Source organism: Nonomuraea sp. NPDC003707, assembly GCF_053587055.1.
Genome location: NZ_JBSFNK010000005.1, coordinates 167648 through 183970 on the forward strand (window position 1 = coordinate 167648; position 16323 = coordinate 183970).

General features: G+C 68.7%; 12 protein-coding genes. 5 read left to right on the forward strand and 7 right to left on the reverse strand.

Annotated features, from left to right (window positions below; genetic code table 11):
- The first annotated feature begins 56 nt into the window (after positions 1-56).
- The 3 genes from ACWDRB_RS14735 to ACWDRB_RS14745 all read left to right on the forward strand — a co-directional run bounded on the left by ACWDRB_RS14735 (position 57) and on the right by ACWDRB_RS14745 (position 3201).
- The gene (locus tag ACWDRB_RS14735; RefSeq protein WP_350728418.1) at positions 57-797 is read left to right on the forward strand and encodes a GntR family transcriptional regulator; all 741 of its coding nucleotides are present in this window, start codon (positions 57-59) and stop codon (positions 795-797) included.
- 28 nt (positions 798-825) lie between these two features.
- Entirely contained in the window at positions 826-2139 is a 1314-nt protein-coding gene (locus tag ACWDRB_RS14740) for a PTS transporter subunit EIIC (protein ID WP_449894001.1), read from the forward strand.
- 609 nt (positions 2140-2748) lie between these two features.
- The gene (locus tag ACWDRB_RS14745; protein WP_449894003.1) at positions 2749-3201 is read left to right on the forward strand and encodes an Rv3235 family protein; all 453 of its coding nucleotides are present in this window, start codon (positions 2749-2751) and stop codon (positions 3199-3201) included.
- Between the two features lie 67 nt (positions 3202-3268).
- Here ACWDRB_RS14745 and secA read toward each other — a convergent pair whose 3' ends face one another.
- A complete protein-coding gene (gene secA, locus ACWDRB_RS14750; RefSeq protein ID WP_449894005.1) occupies positions 3269-6058 on the reverse strand; it encodes a preprotein translocase subunit SecA in 2790 nt (929 codons plus the stop codon).
- A 223-nt stretch (positions 6059-6281) separates the two neighbouring features.
- Here secA and ACWDRB_RS14755 point away from each other — a divergent pair, with 223 nt between their 5' ends.
- Together ACWDRB_RS14755 and ACWDRB_RS14760 are read left to right on the forward strand one after the other, a co-directional pair.
- A complete protein-coding gene (locus ACWDRB_RS14755; RefSeq protein ID WP_350728414.1) occupies positions 6282-6542 on the forward strand; it encodes an HGxxPAAW family protein in 261 nt (86 codons plus the stop codon).
- Between the two features lie 843 nt (positions 6543-7385).
- A complete protein-coding gene (locus tag ACWDRB_RS14760; RefSeq protein ID WP_449894008.1) occupies positions 7386-8585 on the forward strand; it encodes a winged helix-turn-helix domain-containing protein in 1200 nt (399 codons plus the stop codon).
- Positions 8586-9126: 541 nt separating this feature from the next.
- Here the strand turns inward: ACWDRB_RS14760 and ACWDRB_RS14765 are convergent.
- The 6 genes from ACWDRB_RS14765 to mtrA form a co-directional block, all read right to left on the reverse strand.
- The gene (locus ACWDRB_RS14765) at positions 9127-9825 is read right to left on the reverse strand and encodes a response regulator (RefSeq protein WP_397368267.1); all 699 of its coding nucleotides are present in this window, start codon (positions 9823-9825) and stop codon (positions 9127-9129) included.
- A 172-nt stretch (positions 9826-9997) separates the two neighbouring features.
- The gene (gene hpf, locus ACWDRB_RS14770; protein WP_350728411.1) at positions 9998-10654 is read right to left on the reverse strand and encodes a ribosome hibernation-promoting factor, HPF/YfiA family; all 657 of its coding nucleotides are present in this window, start codon (positions 10652-10654) and stop codon (positions 9998-10000) included.
- 628 nt (positions 10655-11282) lie between these two features.
- Entirely contained in the window at positions 11283-11966 is a 684-nt protein-coding gene (locus ACWDRB_RS14775; protein ID WP_449894012.1) for a ComF family protein, read from the reverse strand.
- Positions 11967-12042: 76 nt separating this feature from the next.
- Complete coding sequence (locus ACWDRB_RS14780) at positions 12043-13797, reverse strand: LpqB family beta-propeller domain-containing protein (protein WP_449894014.1); 1755 nt, start codon at positions 13795-13797, stop codon at positions 12043-12045.
- Positions 13784-15508 (reverse strand): MtrAB system histidine kinase MtrB, encoded by a 1725-nt coding sequence (gene mtrB, locus ACWDRB_RS14785; protein WP_449894016.1) that lies wholly within the window; start codon positions 15506-15508, stop codon positions 13784-13786. Before mtrB ends, ACWDRB_RS14780 begins: the two co-directional genes overlap by 14 nt.
- A 21-nt stretch (positions 15509-15529) precedes the next feature.
- A complete protein-coding gene (mtrA, locus tag ACWDRB_RS14790; RefSeq protein ID WP_043620615.1) occupies positions 15530-16207 on the reverse strand; it encodes an MtrAB system response regulator MtrA in 678 nt (225 codons plus the stop codon).
- Between the last annotated feature and the right edge of the window lie 116 nt (positions 16208-16323).

Here is a 16323-nt window from a genome sequence, read left to right on the forward strand (position 1 = left end):
ACTAGACCAGTACGAACCATAACCCATTGCCAAGGTCGCGATCGAGGGGAGGATCCGTGGCGCACATCGATCCGGACAGCCCGGTGCCCAAGTATTTCCAGCTCCGCGAGATCCTGTTGGACCTCATCGACAGCGACGAGCTGAGCATCGGGGCGGCCATCCCGTCCGAGCGCGAGCTCTGCCAGCGCTTCGGCCTGTCCAGGATGACCGTACGGCAGGCCGTCGACCACCTCGTGTCCGAGGGTCGCCTGCACCGGGTTCCGGGCAAGGGGACGTTCGTCGCCCGGCCCAAGATCGAGCTGGCGCTGCAGCTGACGTCGTTCACCGACGACATGAGGGCGCGGGGCATGATCCCGGGCTCGCGCGACCTCGATCGCCGGATCGTGCGGGCCAGCGCGCACCTCGCCAAGGAGCTGGGGATCCAGCCGGGCGAGGAGGTGCACTTCATCGAGCGGCTGCGGATGGCCGACGGGGAGCCGCTGTCCATCGAACGGGCGCACATCCCGGTCAAGCTCGCCCCCGACCTGGGTTCCCACGACTTGTCGGATAAATCACTTTATGAGCTGCTGGAGAGCCGCTACGGCCTGGTCATGGACGCCGGCGAGCTCACCATCGACGGCGGCATCGCCGACCCGAGCGACGCGGACCTGCTGAAGCTCCCGCGCGGCGGCGCCGTACTGCTGCTGCAGCGCAGGTCGTTCGCCGGCGGCGTCTGTGCGGAGCTGGGCGTGTCCACGTATCGTGCGGATCGTTACCAGTTGCGCACCATCCTGGAAATGCCCGTAAGACGGGGCTGAGGCCTCACCCGGCTCGGAGGAACGCCCGGTGAACGAGACCACCGCCGCCCGGCCTTCGCCGTTCGCTCGCGTGATGACCGTGCTCCAGCGGCTGGGCCGCTCCCTCATGCTGCCCATCGCCGCCCTGCCCGCCGCCGCCCTGCTGCTGCGCTTCGGCCAGCCCGACATGCTCGGCTCCAACGGCGCCGAGCCGGGGGGCCTGGCGGACGTGGCCGGGTTCGCCTGGATGAACCAGGTCGCCGAGGTGCTGGCCGCGGCCGGCGCGGCGCTGTTCGAGAACCTGCCGTTGCTGTTCGCCGTGGGAGTGGCGATCGGCTTCGCCCGCAAGGCCGACGGCTCCACCGCCCTGGCCGCCGTGGTCGGCTACCTGGTCTTCGACCGGGTGACCAAGGTGATGTTCTTCGGCTCCGACATCCGCGACACCGTCCTCATCAAGGAGGCCCAGGCCCAGGGCATCAAGGAGATCATCAACTACGGCATGCAGAACCCGACCAAGGTCCTCGGCGGCATCGTCATGGGCCTGGTCGCCGCCCTCCTCTGGCAGCGCTTCCACCGCATCAAGCTGCCGTCCTGGCTGGCCTTCTTCGGCGGTCGCCGATTCGTCCCCATCATCACCTCCATCGTGGCCCTGCTCCTCGGCGTGGTCTTCGGCTGGCTCTGGCCGGTGATCGGCGAGTGGATCCGCCACGCCGGCGAGGCCCTGGCCGCCATCGGCCCGATCGGCACCGGCATCTACGGCCTCATCAACCGCCTGCTCATCCCCCTCGGCCTGCACCACTTCGTCAACTCCGTCGTCTGGTACGTGGTGCCGCAGTGCGAGGTGGGCGGCCGGGTGCTGGGCGGGGACTGGAACTGCTACTTCGGCGGCGCCCCGCACGCCGGCCAGTTCATGGCCGGCTTCTTCCCCATCATGATGTTCGCCCTGCCCGCCGCCGCCCTCGCCATGTGGCGCGCCGCCCCACCCCACCGCCGCGCCACGGTGGGCGGCATCATGCTCTCGGCCGCCCTGGCGTCGTTCGTCACGGGGATCACGGAGCCGATCGAGTTCGCCTTCATCTTCGTGGCCCCCCTGCTCCTGGTGGTGCACGCCATCCTGACCGGCCTGGCCATGGCCCTGACCACCTTGATCGGCGGACAACTGGGATTCGGCTTCTCCGCCGGCCTGCTCGACATGCTCCTGAACGCCAGCAAGTCGAACACCCAGAATTTGCCCGGGATCCTGATCTTGGGGGTGATTTACGGCGTCATCTACTACGCCGTCTTCACCTTCCTCATCCGCAAACTCAACATCCTCACCCCGGGCCGCGAACCCGAACCAGACCTCGACTCAGGCGAAACCTAACCTCCCACCCCAAGCCGCTCCACCCACCCACAGAACACACGCGCCCCACCAACCCACGCGACGCCCGCTCCCCAAGCGCCGCAACGCCGAGACACCCCACGGCCATACCCAGCGCCCACCCAACGACGGGAACACGACACGCACCACAGCCCAGCCAGGGCCACCACGGACGACACGCCCCGCAACCCACGACCACCGCCCCGGCCAAACACCCCACGAGCGAGCCCCACGAGCCCCAGGCCACCCGCCACACCGCCGCCCCACGTCCATCACCTCGCCCGGCCCTCCAAAGCGCCGCGTCGGCGAGACGCCCCACCGGCCGCGCCCGGCGCCCATCAACGGCGGAGCCCACTCGCGCCCCGAAAAAGGGACGACCACCACCCCACTACGTGCATGCCCAAAAGGGTTTGGGGCGCCCGCAACCCAGCCAATCGCGTCCGGAATAGCCCTCCACCCCCACTCCAAGGGGATCCAACTTCCAAAAATCTTCTCCATCAAAGACGGACAGACCCATCCACCCCCAGGAGAAGTTGGCGGCATTTGTATTCCTAGCCCAGACCGAAAACTCCTTATAACGATTCTTTCTTCGTCCAAGAATTTGGAGGATGCGTGTCAACAACCCCCCGCATCGGCGTCACCCCCACCCCCGAACCCCCCTACGACGAAGAGCAGCCGACATCGGAAATCGCACCCCCGGAAATCCACGGCACCCTGGCCCTGGACCCCCACCCCCTCGTATGGGGCCCGCCGGGATCCATCCCCGATGAGCGCAAGCTGCGCCACCTCGGCCAGGCGCTGGCAGAGGTGCTCGCGGGCCGCCGCCCGCCGGAGACCGTGGCCGACAAGCTCACAGCTCGCGCCTACCGAGAGCTGGTCCAGGCAGGCAAGATGATCAAGACCAGCCGCCCCCCGTTCGCCGGCAGCGTGCACGTCAAGGAGCCCAGGGACGGCGCCGTGGAGATGTGCATGCTGGTGCACTGTGGCGACCGCAACCGCGTCCTGGCGATACGGCTCGAACGGAGAGGCGCCCAATGGCTCTGCACCGACTTTGAAACAGCATAAAAAAGGCGCAGAAAAGACGCAGAAAAGGAGAGACCCCCACACGAGGTGGGGGTCTCAAAAAGAAGCGTCAGGCGGCGTTCTTGGGATCGCCGTGGCAGCGCTTGTACTTCTTGCCCGACCCGCACGGGCAGGGCGCGTTGCGCTCCACGTTTCCGTACGCGGCCCGCTCCGCCGAAGTGGTGCGGACGCGGGTGTGCTCGACCTCGCCCTGCTCGCCGGGCGCGGAGTATTCGAGCTCGGCCGGACGCTCAGGCCCGCGCAGCCCGCGCGCGATGATCGAGCGGGTCTCCGCGATGGCCGCGTCCTCCTCCTCGACGATCGGGTTTTCCTGCACCTCCACCTCGAGGTTGAACAGGAACCCGACCGAGTCCTCCTTGATGCCCTCGAGCATCGCGGCGAACATCTCGAAGCCCTCGCGGGCGTACTCGATCTTGGGGTCCTTCTGCGCGTAGGCCCGCATGCCGATGCCCTCGCGCAGGTAGTCCATCTCGTACAGGTGCTCGCGCCACTTCCGGTCGAGGACCGAGAGGATCACGCGGCGCTCCAGGTCGCGCGTGGTCTCGGGGCCGAACTCCTCCTCGCGCCTGGCGTACGCCTCGAGCGCGTCGGCCTTGACCTTCTCGGAGATGAACTCGGCGGACAGCTCTTCGCGAGAGCCGGCCTCCTCGACGAGGTCCTCGATCCTGGTCGAGATCGGGTAGAGCTCCCCGAACGCCTTCCACAGCTTGTCGAGGTCCCACTCCTCGGCGAAGCCCTCGGACGTGGCGCCCTGCACGTAGCCGTCGATCACCTCCCCGACGAAGCCGCGCACCTGCTCGTGCAGGTCGGCGCCCTCCAGCACGCGGTGGCGCTCGGCGTAGATGACCTTGCGCTGGCGGTCCATGACCTCGTCGTACTTCAGAACTTCCTTGCGGATCTCGAAGTTCTGCTGCTCGACCTGGTGCTGGGCGGAGGCGATGGCCTTGGAGACGATGCCCGACTCGATCGGCTGGTCGTCGGGGATCTGCAGCCTGGTCATGATCATCTCGACCCTGGCCGAGTTGAACAGGCGCATGAGGTCGTCGCCGAGCGACAGGTAGAACCGCGACTCACCGGGGTCGCCCTGACGGCCGGAGCGGCCGCGGAGCTGGTTGTCGATGCGGCGCGACTCGTGGCGCTCGGTGCCGAGAACGTAGAGGCCGCCGAGCGAGGTGACCTCGTCGTGCTCGGCCTTGACCGCCGCCCTGGCCTTCTCCAGCGCCTCGGCGTAGGCCTTCTCGTACTCCTCCGGCGTCTCGACCGGGTCGAGGCCGCGCTGGCGCAGCTCGAGATCGGCGCGGAACTCGGAGTTGCCGCCGAGCATGATGTCGGTGCCTCGACCGGCCATGTTGGTGGCGACGGTGACCGCGCCCTTGCGCCCGGCCTCGGCGATGATCGACGCCTCACGCGCGTGGTTCTTCGCGTTGAGCACCTCGTGCTGCACGCCGCGGCGCTTGAGCGCCTTGGACAGCCGCTCGGACTTCTCCACCGAGGTCGTGCCGACGAGCACCGGCTGGCCCGCCTCGTAGCGCTCCTTGATGTCCTGGACCACCGCGTCGAACTTGGCGTCCTCGGTCTTGTAGACCACGTCCGCCTGGTCCTTGCGGACCATCGGCCGGTTGGTCGGGATCGGGACGACACCCAGCTTGTACGTCTGGTGGAACTCGTTGGCCTCGGTCGCGGCCGTACCGGTCATTCCGCTCAGCTTGGTGTAGAGGCGGAAGTAGTTCTGCAGGGTGACCGTGGCGAGAGTCTGGTTCTCGTCCTTGATCTTCACGCTCTCTTTGGCCTCGATGGCCTGGTGCATGCCCTCGTTGTAGCGGCGCCCGTGCAGGATGCGGCCGGTGAACTCGTCGACGATCAGGACCTCGCCGTCGGCGACGATGTAGTCCTTGTCCTTCTTGAACAGCTCCTTGGCCTTGAGCGCGTTGTTCAGGAAGCCGACGAGGTGGGTGTGCTCGGGCTTGTAGAGGTTGTCGATGCCGAGCCAGTCCTCGACCTTCTCGACACCGGCCTCCAGGATGCCGACCGTGCGCTTCTTCTCGTCGACGATGTAGTCGCCGGTGCTCTCCTCGCCAGGGTTCTTCGCCTCGACGCCCCTGCGCAGGCGGGGGACGATCTTGGCGAACTCCTGGTACCACTTGCCCGACTGCTCGCCGGGGCCGGAGATGATCAGCGGCGTACGGGCCTCGTCGATCAGGATGGAGTCGACCTCGTCGACGATCGCGAAGTTGTGGCCGCGCTGCGCGCACTCCTCGAGCGACCACGCCATGTTGTCGCGCAGGTAGTCGAAGCCGAACTCGTTGTTGGTGCCGTACGTGATGTCGGCCTCGTACTGCTTGCGCCGCTCGTCGGGCTGCTGGCCGGCGATGATGCAGCCGACCTCGAGGCCGAGGAACCGGTGGATGCGGCCCATGGTCTCGGCGTCACGCTTGGCCAGGTAGTCGTTGACCGTGATGACGTGGACGCCCTTGCCGGAGATGGCGTTGAGGTACGCCGGAAGCGTACAGGTGAGGGTCTTGCCCTCACCGGTCTTCATCTCCGAGATGTTGCCCAGATGGAGGTTGGCGCCGCCCATGATCTGCACGTCGTAGGGCCGCTGGCCGAGCACGCGGCGGGCCGCCTCGCGCACGGTCGCGAACGCCTCGGGAAGCAGATCGTCGAGCGTTTCACCGTCTGCATGGCGCTGCTTGAACTCATCCGTCAGCGCACGCAACTCCGCGTCGGACAGGCTCGTGAAGTCGTCCTCGATGGAGTTGACCTGGTCTGCGATCCGCTTGAGCTTGCGCAGGATCTTACCTTCGCCGGCACGTAGGATCTTGTCGAGAATGGCTGCCACTTTATGTAAAGCTCCTCGCAGGTCTACCCCGGCGGCGCCGCCAGGAGGAGAGGCCGAGACAAACTTCCCCGTTGCCATCGTAGGCGGTTCCGCAACCAGACACAGCCACCGTGACGACGAGGGCGCAACACCCATCTGGGAGAATGGGTCAAGGCAGAGGGTATGCCGGTTGAGAGCCGGCTCGCACCAATAAGCGCGATAACCGGCAAAGGAAGGATTAATCATGGTTGAAGGGAAGAAGTCGGAGCATACGGAGAATCTCGGCAGCCACGCCGGGCGCGCGTCATCGTGGCTGGCGGTGACGGTGATGCTGGTGGGCACGGTGGTGGCCGGCTTCGGCCTCACGGCCGCCAACTGGACGCTCGTCTGGATCGGCGCCGGAGTGTTCGTCGTGGGCGGCGTCCTGGCCCTTGTCTTCGATATCTTCACCGATGTCGTGATCGACGCGCCCCGCGTGGGCATGCACGCTGAAGATCACCGCTGACGCACGCTTCACCGGGCGGGCACCCACCCACGGGTGCCCCGCCAGCTCCCATCTCCCACGCTCTGTGCGCCGCCGGTGACCGGTTCTCCCACACCGGCCGCGAGCACCTCAATGGCCCCGGCCGCGGCCTTTCGTAATAGGCGAGCACAATCCCCGTAACGACGAGCCCGCCGCGCGTGTCGGGCGGGGATGAGGGGTTGCGTACGGGGCGTACGAGCCACAGGCCGGACAGGCGGCGCTGGAGGACCCCTGGGTCTGCTATAGGCGCCGTCGCCTGCCGCCCGGCCGCTCTCAGGTGGCACGGCGGGCACGATCCGTATCGGCGGGGCAAGACGGCTGGCGTTGACGGCGGGCAGACCGGACGCGGTGACGCCGTGACGCCAACCGGACGCGGTGGCGCAGACCAGACGCGGTGGCGCCGACGGTCGAGGACTGGGCGATATTGACGAGCGGCCCGCCGGGCGAGGATGGCGTCAGTGGCGGCGAGCCGGGGGCGCCTGGCGTGGGCTGGCGGCAGTCCGGGCATTGGCTGGTGGCGGGCCAGGTGTGGGCGGTGCCAGCTGGCGGGCGATGGGCGACCTCCACTGCCGACGAGCGCGGGTGACGTCGACAAGGCGTCAGGCGGGCGCGGAACACAGTCGGCGCGGGACATATCAGCGCGGGACGCATCAGCGCGGGAGGCATCGACGGGGGCGGTCGGTGTTGGTGGGGCCGGTGGCGTTGGCGGTGGGTGGGCCGGGCGCGGATGGCGGGTGGTGTGCCCAAAGGGTGGGGCGGGCGGGGATGTTTTGTCGGTGGCCGTCGCTACATTGCTCGCATGCATCGCCATACGCAATCGCAGCCATGACCGGCACCATCGACCTGACCCTCGACGAGGCGCGCCGGATCATCCTCCGCTCCCAGGGCATGATCGGCGCCGACGCGCGCAAGGGCGGGGCGCACGCGATGCTGCGCAGGCTGGGCGCCGTGCAGCTCGACACGATCTCAGTGCTCGCCCGCTCCCACGAGCTGGTCGCCTACGCTCGCCTGGGCGCGGTGGGACGGGCCAGCATCGAACGGGCCTACTGGCACAACCCCGCCCAGAGCTTCGAATACTGGTGCCACGCCGCCTGCATCCTGCCCGTCGAGCACTGGCCCCTCTACTCGTTCCGGCGCCGGGCGTACCGTAAGCGGCGCTACCGCTGGCATGAGGTCCCCGACGGGGTGGACAAGCTGCTCGAGCAGGTACGCGAGCAGGGTCCGCTGACGACCTCGGACGTCGGCGGGGCCAAGAACGGCGGCCCGTGGTGGGACTGGTCCGACTCCAAGATCGGCCTGGAGTGGCTGCTCGACATCGGCGAGCTGGTCTGCAGCCGCCGTGTCGGCTGGCGGCGCGTCTACGACCTGGCGGAGCGCGTGGTCCCCGAGGAGCTCCTGGCCGACGACCTCTCCGACGAGGAGTGCGTCGTACGCCTGGCCGCCGTGGCGGGCCGGTCCCTGGGCGTGGCCAACAGGACCGACCTCATCGACTTCCTGCGCCTGAAGGGCGAGTACGCCGCCATGCTCGACGAGGCCCTGCGCAGCGGCGCGGCGGGCCTGGTCCCCGTGACGGTCTCGGGCTGGCCGGGCAAGAAGGGCTCCCCCAACGCCTGGGCGGACCCGACGGCGCTGGAGTCCGAGCCGCGCGGGCGCCATCGCACGACGCTGCTGTCGCCGTTCGACTCCCTCATCTGGCACCGCGGCCGCACCGAGCGCGTCTTCGGCTTCCAGTACACGCTCGAGCTGTACGTCCCCAAGCACAAACGGGTCCACGGCTACTTCACGATGCCCGTGCTGGCGGGCGGCCGGCTGATCGGCCGCGTCGACCCGGCCCGTGAGGGCAGCACGCTGGTGATCCGGCAGCTCCACCTGGAGCCGGGCCTGTCGCCCGCCAGGTGGGCCGACGCCCTGGCGGACGCCCTGTGGTCTGCGGCGGAGTGGGTGGGCTGCGATTCCGTACGGGTCGAGCACGCCGATCCGCCCGAGCTCGTCCCGATCCTGAACGCCGCCGCCACCGCCCGATAACACCCCAGCACGACGGCGCCAGACGGGCCGGCGCGGGTAGCGAGCGCGGGTCGCTGCCTATCTCCAGGCTGCCCAGATGGGGGCGGGAGTGAGACGGCTTGCGGGCAGCGGTGGCGGGCGCGAGTGGGTGTCTGCCTCCAGGCCGCCCAGGTGGGGGCAGGAGTGACGGCTCGCGGGCGGCGATGGCTGTGCCTATCCCTTGACCGCCCAGGTAGGAACGGGGGGCGGCACGGCCTCCGGGGCGTGGGTGACTGACTGTCCCTGACCGCCCAGATGGGAAACGGGGGACCCGGCCTCGCGGGCGGCGGTGGCTGCCTGCTCCCTGGCCGCCCAGTGGGGGGCGGCTCGCGGACGGCGGTGGCTGCATGCCTCTGGCCGGGCAGGCGGAGCCCAGGGCGACACGGCCTCGCGGGCGGTGGTAACTGCATGTCTCCTGGCCGCACGGGCGGAGCCCGGGGCGGCGCAGCCTCGCGGGCGGCGATGGTTGCCTGCCCCTGAGCCGTCCAGGTGAGAGCCGGGGTGAGGCTCCCCGCATGGACGGCTAGGTGATCTCCAGCATGCGTTCCCGCACCGCGTACACCACGGCCTCCATCCTCGAGTGCAGTTGCAGCTTGTCGAGGATGTTGCGTACGTGGTTCTTCACGGTGTTCTCGGAGATGAACAGCTGCTTGGCGATCTCGCGGTTGTTCATCCCCTTGGCCACCAGCCGCAGGACCTCCATCTCGCGATCGGTCAGGCGGGGGACGGGGAGCTGGGGAGGGCGCTCGGACTCCTTGCGGCTCATGTTCTGGAATTCGCTGATGAGCTTGGCGGCCATCGCCGGGTTGATTAAGGACTGGCCCTCGTGCACGCCGCGCACCGCGGCCGGCACGTCGTTGATCTGGACGTCCTTGAGCAGATAGCCGGTGGCGCCTGCCTTGATGGCCTCGAAGAGGTCTTCTTCCTCGTCGCTCACCGTCAGCATGATGACGCGCGTGCTCGGGACCGAGGCCTTGATGCCCTTCGTGGCCTCGATCCCGTCCTGCCGTGGCATACGCACGTCCATGAGCGCGATGTCGGGCATGAGGCGGTTGGCCAACTCGACCGCCTCCTGCCCGTCACTCGCTTCGCCGACCACCTCGATGTCGGGCTCAGCGGCCAGCGCGAGAGCCAGGCTCCGCCGGATCAGCTCGTGATCGTCAACGATCAACACGCGGATCGGCTCGGTCGCTGAGGTACGGACCTCGCCGGACTCGGTCACGAGGCCTCCTTGATCCGCCTCGCGACAGCCTTCGCTTCGCTTCGCTCGCTCATCTGAACCTGACTGAGCTCGCTCACGTCTCCTCCTCGTCGGGGGGCCAGAGCCGTTGAACCGCAATGATGGCACGGGAGCCGCGGTTCTCGGGTGGTCGAGAAGATCTTTTAGCGCGCGATCATGGCTCTACGAGCCGCAACACGCCGTAGTTGTAGCCGCGTCTGTTGTAGACCACGCACGGCTGGCCGCTCTCCTTGTCACGGAACAGGTAGAAGTCGTGCCCGACCAGCTCCATCTCGAGGAGGGCCTGGTCGATGGTCATGGGTTCCGCTTTGTGGAACTTCTCTCGGACGACGAGCGGCCCTTCGCCGTCCATCTCGATCGGGACGATGTCGTCGTAGCGCTGGTCGCGCTGAACCTGCTCGTCCTCTTCGGCCTCGGCGGGGGCGGTGGCCTCCCGCGGGGTCAGGTCCGCGACGTCGGGGAGTGCCGCGGTGATCTCCGCCACAGAGGGCGGGCAGTGGTTGCCGTGGTGGACCTTGCGCCGGTCGGCCAGCCGCCTGAGGCGGCCTTCCAGCTTGTCGAGGGCCATGTCGAGGGCTGCGAATCGGTCGTCGGCCGAGGCTTCGGCGCGGATGGCCGGTCCTCGAGAGTGAATGGTGAGCTCGACGCGCTCGCGCTGGTCAGCGAGGCGCGGATTGCGTTCTTTCGACACCTCCACATCGACTCGGATGAGTTTGTTGTCCAGACGTTCGATCCTGGCCAGCTTGGTCGTCACTTGGTCACGGAACCGATCACTCACACCTGTGTGCCGGCCCTTGACGATGATGTCCATGCAACAGCCCCCCTTCGGTCTAGCGACTGAGCAAGAGCGCCCGACGACGTGCCTGTCGGACGGGGTCTGCTGTCTGCCTTTCTGTCACCGTTACCCTCTTCCGACTCTGCGTCACCGGGAACTCGGTTGGCACCCGTCCGGCCGACCTGGTCTTCGACCCCACATCCGCCTGCTGAGGGTTTCGCAGCTCTGTTGCCACTACTGCCCTTCTCTTCTGGCGAGGGACATCTGGACCCTCGGGAAGGCAGGACTTACCCCTAAGCCGCACCGTGATCGGTCGACAAAGAGTCGCCTTACGTGGACCGTTTTGCCTGCGGCTGGCATCGGCTAGCAGAGTCGGGGACCCCGACCCTGCGCAACCACGGACCCGAACGGGTGCCATGTCAGAACGCTATCCGCATCCTGCGCGAATGTCAGCCGGAGGATCGGCCAAAGGATCACGTACCGTGATTTTCCCGAGGTCCTCATGCTCTCCCAAATGCCCTATTTAACCGGTCGGCAACCCTTATGAGGATGGAGCTCCCGCCCACTGAGCAGCCCTGCCGCCCCCTTGGGGGAAGTGACATGTGGCCTCGTGGTGAGGATAGCGATGTGGATCTTTCTTTACTCACCGTAACCGTAATCCTTTTCAAGATCTTCGGCGTGTCGCGGCCACGGTCGCGGCCAGCGGCACTCGCACCCCCGCCGAGCTCAGCGCCCTGGCGGCCTCCACGAGGGTGGCCCCGGTCGTGACGATGTCGTCCAGGAGCACCGCACAGGCCGCTGGAGGGCCTTTCGCGGCCCGCCGCACCTGGAGTGACCCCGCGAGGTTGGAGCTCCTCTCGGCGGAACTCAGCCCCGCCTGGTCGGCCACCCGCCGCGCCTGGCCCAGCGCCGGCCAGGCCTCGGCCCGCAGGCCCCACGCCCGCAGCCGACCGGCGGCCAGCACCGCCAGCCGCCCGACCGGGTCGTGGCCCCGGTGCCGGCGCGTCCGCCGCGCGCTCGGCACCGGCACCACCGCGAACCGCCCGCCGGCCCAGGGTGCCTTCGCGCCGTCGACCGCCGTCACGACGGTGAACGCCACGGCCTCCGCCAGCACCTCCGCCAACGCCACCGCGCCCCGCTCCTTGTACGCCACGACCGCCCTGCGCACCGCGCCCTCGTACGGTGCCGCCGACCAGCAGTCGGGCAGGCCGTCCGGCACGGGCTCGGGCAACCGCCTGGCGGGCGCGCCGACGAGCTCGGCCTGACAGCCCGCGCACCACCGCGCACCACCGGCGGCGCACCCGGCGCAGGACTGCGGGAGGACGAGGTCGAGCACGGCGGTCAGCACGCGTGCCAGGATGCCGCCCGCGACCGACAATTTCCGTCCGGGCCGACGAGCGGCCGGCCCGGGGAGAGACGAGCGGCTAGCCCAGGGGGAAGAGCGGCGTGCTGGCGCCGGATTCGATCTTGGGGGTCCAGGACTGCCGGTCCTGGCCGAGCTCCATGATCTGGTTGCCCTTGGCCGTCTTCGCCTCCGCCAGCACGCGGTCGTTCACCGCGGCCACCGCCGCGAGCGGCTCCTTCAGCGGCACTCCCTCGATCTCCCCGTCCCCCACGTTGATCTCGTTGAGCACCTGCCCCGCCTGGCCCTCCACCAGCACCAGCAGGTGCTCGTCATCCTCCCAGGCCACGTCGAGGATCTTGTTTCCCCCCTCGGTGGTGGTCAGGGCCTGGAAGTTGCCCAGCATCATCCCCGCCGCCCCGCCCGTGAGCGCGCCGATCTGGACCGTGTTCTGACCGGTGGTGACCGCCACCCGCACGCCGTCCCTGGCGATCCTGAGCCGGGTGACGTCCAGCCCGGTCAGCTTGGGCGCGGAGATCCGCTGGGGTCCCTTCCCGCTGAGCGGGTCGTACCGGAGCAGGGCGGAGTTCGTCTGGTCGTAGGTCCACAGTGACCCGTCGCGGTGCCACGTGGGCGGGGTCAGAGTGCCCTGGATGACCTCCTGCCAGCGCCCCGACTGCGTCAGCGCCGCCACCGAGATGCCGGTGGAGGTCTGGGCGGCGACGTACCCACCGTCCTTGGACAGGGCGAAGCCGTGGAAGCCGTCGCGCTCCTGCCCCGCCGGACCAGGCACGCTGCCCGCGGGCCCGTCCTTGCTCATGTAGTGGACCGCGCCCTTGCTGATGTAGTACGCGGCGTCGCTGGTGGCGTCCAGCCAGTCGTCGTCGGAGTCGGGCCGGTCGATGGAGTAGGACTCCCCGTTCACCTGGATCTCGATGACGCGGCCCTTGGCGATCTCGTTCTTGTTCAGGCTGTACCTGATCTGGGCCCGCAGGGAGTCCTCGGCGCCCAGGTCAAGGGTGTCGAGGGGGCCGGAGAGGTTGATCACCACGCGGTCCTCGCCGGACCTGATCGACTCGACCTTGGTGTCGAGCGGGAAGCTGGTCGTCACCGCCCCCTGCAGGGCCGAGGTGGGGCTCTTGAGCAGGCGCTGCAGGATGGTCTGCGCGTACGTCTCCGTCGGCTTCAGCCGCAGGCGCACGCGGTCCACGACCAGCGTGTTCGGGCTGTTGCCGTTCAGGTAGTAGAGGTTCGTGGCCCGGTACGCGCGGCTCACGTCGGAGTCGGTGAGCAGCAGCCCGTTGGGCAGGCTCTTGACCAGGTAACCGCCGCCTTCGGCCTTCACGAGCTCGAAGGAGTCCACCCAGGGACCGGCGGTGGGGGCGTACGAGTCGTCCTCCTTGATGCGCGCCACCCACCGGCCCTTGACCGTGACCTTCTCCACCGGCTCCGTCCCCTCGCGCTCGGTGGGAGGCACGACCTCGAACGCGTCGTCGACCACCGTCACCGGCCCCGAGGCGCTCCACTTCGCCCGCGCCTCCTGGGTCAGGTACTGGGGCAGGATGGTCGGGTCGTCGGCGTAGGCGGCCATGGCCGCCTGCAGACCCCTGATCGTCTGCTCCTCGTTCCAGGTCTTGTCGGGCGGGAAGGCGATCATGCGGTGGAACGGCTTGCTCAGCGGGTCGCCGCTGCCGGCCTCGTTGACGGTGAGGGGACCGGTCACGGGGATCACGGTGCAGCCGGAGCCCGCGCAGACCACCGCGACCCCGATCACGAACACCGCGCCGAGCCGCCACACCCGCTCACGCCGCCCGGTCACCCGTCTAGTCGTCGTCATGGTCGGCCCCGTCCGCCGAGGCCGGCAGCAGCACCGGCGTCATGGCCGTACGCCACGTACGCCGCATCTCGATCTCCGGCGGCACCAGCGACAGCGGCGAGCCCTTCAGATCGGCCCCGGCCGTCCTCGGCAGCGTCAGCCTGAACTGCGAGCCCTCCCCCGGCTGTCCCCAGGCCTGCAGCCAGCCGCCGTGCAGCGTGGCGTCCTCGCGCGAGATCGCCAGCCCGAGCCCGGTGCCGCCGATCGTCCGCGCCCGCGACGGGTCGGCCCGCCAGAACCGGTCGAACACCATCGTGTCCTCGCCGCCCTTCAGCCCGATCCCGTGGTCGCGCACGGCGACCGCGACCGCGTCCCGATCGGCGCCGACGGTGACCACGATGTCCCTGCCCTCGCCGTGCTCGATGGCGTTGAACAGCAGGTTGCGCAGGATCCGCTCGACCCTGCGGTTGTCGATCTCGGCCATGCACGGCTCGTTCGGCAGCCGGAGCTCGAAGCGGGTCGTGTGCCGCTCGGCCAGCGCCTCGGAGTCGGCGATGGCCCGCAGCACCACGTCGCGCACGTCCACAGGGTCGAGGTCGAGCGTGGCGGCGCCGGCGTCGTAGCGGCTGATCTCCAGCAGGTCGGCCAGCATCGACTCGAACCGTTCGAGCTGGGCCTGCATGAGCTCCGCCGAGCGGGAGGCCATCGGGTCGAAGTCCTCGCGGGCGTCGTAGAGCAGGTCGGCGGCCATGCGCACGGTCGTCAGCGGCGTGCGCAGCTCGTGGGAGACGTCGGAGACGAACTGCCGCTGGACCTGCGAGAGCTCCTCCAGCTGATGGATCTTCAGCGCCAGGTTGGCGGCCATCTCGTTGAACGAGTTCGCCAGGCGGGCCAGGTCGTCCTCGCCGCGAACCTTGAGCCGTTCGTCCAGTTTGCCGGAGGCCAGGCGCTCGGCGGCCTGGCGCGCCAGGCGCACGGGAGTGACGACCTGGCGGGCGACCAGGTACGCGATGGCGGCGAGCAGCAGCACGAGCCCGAGGCCGACCACGACGATGGCCAGCCGGACGTTGGACAGCAGTTCCTCTTCGTCCGTGAACGGGAAGAAGTGGTAGACCTCGTAGTTCTGGCCGCTGGAGGGCACGTGCACGGTGCCGCCGACCACGTACGTGAGCCTGGGCTGGCTCTCGCCGGCGAACTTGATCTTCTCGATGGACCCGACGGTCTTCTTCTGCACGTTGTGCCGTAGGCTCTCCGGCACGTTGGACGGCACGACGCCCCCGGACGCCCGCGACTGGCCGGGGATCGCCTGGTTGAGTATCAGCACGTCGTAGCGCTTCTTGGAGCCGTTCTCACCCGATCCGGTGACGATGTCCATGACGTCGTCGAGCGGGTTGGCCGAGCCCTTCTTGCCGCTGTCGGCGGGCTTGGTCGGGTCGTCGGTCTCGGGCGCCAGCGCGTCGGCGATCTGGAGGCGGTCGGCGAAGGCCTCGCTGGCGGAGGAGCGCTGGCTGCTCTGCACGACCGACCGGTTGATCTGCTCGGACAGGAACGTGCCCAGCACGACCACCACGATCACGGAGATCACCAGCGTGCTGGTGACCACCTGGAGCTGGAGCGAGCGCCGCCACACGCTCCGTGTCCTGCCTGCCGCACGTCGCACCCGCCGGCGAACGCCGCCGAGAATCTGGCGGAATGTCCGTCGGCGGAAACGCTTCTTCTTCGCCAGGGGCACGGCAGCAGGTCGGGACGTGGACTAGGCGGGGCCGGCTTTGTAGCCGACGCCGCGGACCGTCACCACGATCTCGGGGTGCTCGGGGTCCTTCTCGATCTTGGCCCTGAGCCGCTGCACGTGCACGTTGACCAGCCGCGTGTCGGCCGCGTGCCGGTAGCCCCAGACCTGCTCGAGCAGGACCTCGCGGGTGAACACCTGGCGCGGCTTGCGGGCCAGCGCGACCAGCAGGTCGAACTCCAGCGGCGTGAGGTTGATCGTCTCCTCGCCCCGCTTGACCGAGTGCCCGGCCACGTCGATGGTGATGTCGCCGATCTGGAGGATCTCGGGGGTCGGCTCATCGGTGCGGCGGAGCCGCGCCCGCACCCGGGCCACGAGCTCCTTCGGCTTGAACGGCTTGACGATGTAGTCGTCGGCCCCCGACTCCAGCCCGAGAACGACGTCGATCGTGTCGCTCTTGGCCGTGAGCATGACGATCGGAACCCCCGACTCAGCCCTGATCCTGCGCGCGACGTCGATGCCGTCCGCCCCCGGCAGCATCAGGTCGAGCAGGACCAGATCCGGGCGTGTATCCCGGAACGCATCGAGGGCCTTGTCGCCGTCGGAGACAAAAGACGGCTCGAAGCCTTCCCCTCGCAGGACGATCCCCAGCATCTCGGCGAGAGCGGCGTCGTCATCGACGACCAGCACGCGACCTTTCATGGCCCCTCATTCGTTCTACGCATTGTGGGACATACCCGCACGATCGCTGAAGGTTACCCTTGGTAGGCCCATGAGTGTGACATGAGCCATGCAAAAGGCGAATTTTAGGTCCGCCC

Bases quoted from the DNA above. Each gene is read 5' to 3' on its own strand.
- hpf (WP_350728411.1), bottom strand. From the start codon at position 10,654: ATGGACATCATCGTCAAGGGCCGGCACACAGGTGTGAGTGATCGGTTC.
- ACWDRB_RS14780 (WP_449894014.1), bottom strand. From the start codon at position 13,797: ATGACGACGACTAGACGGGTGACCGGGCGGCGTGAGCGGGTGTGGCGG.
- mtrA (WP_043620615.1), bottom strand. From the start codon at position 16,207: ATGAAAGGTCGCGTGCTGGTCGTCGATGACGACGCCGCTCTCGCCGAG.
- ACWDRB_RS14760 (WP_449894008.1), top strand. From the start codon at position 7,386: ATGACCGGCACCATCGACCTGACCCTCGACGAGGCGCGCCGGATCATC.
- ACWDRB_RS14755 (WP_350728414.1), top strand. From the start codon at position 6,282: ATGGTTGAAGGGAAGAAGTCGGAGCATACGGAGAATCTCGGCAGCCAC.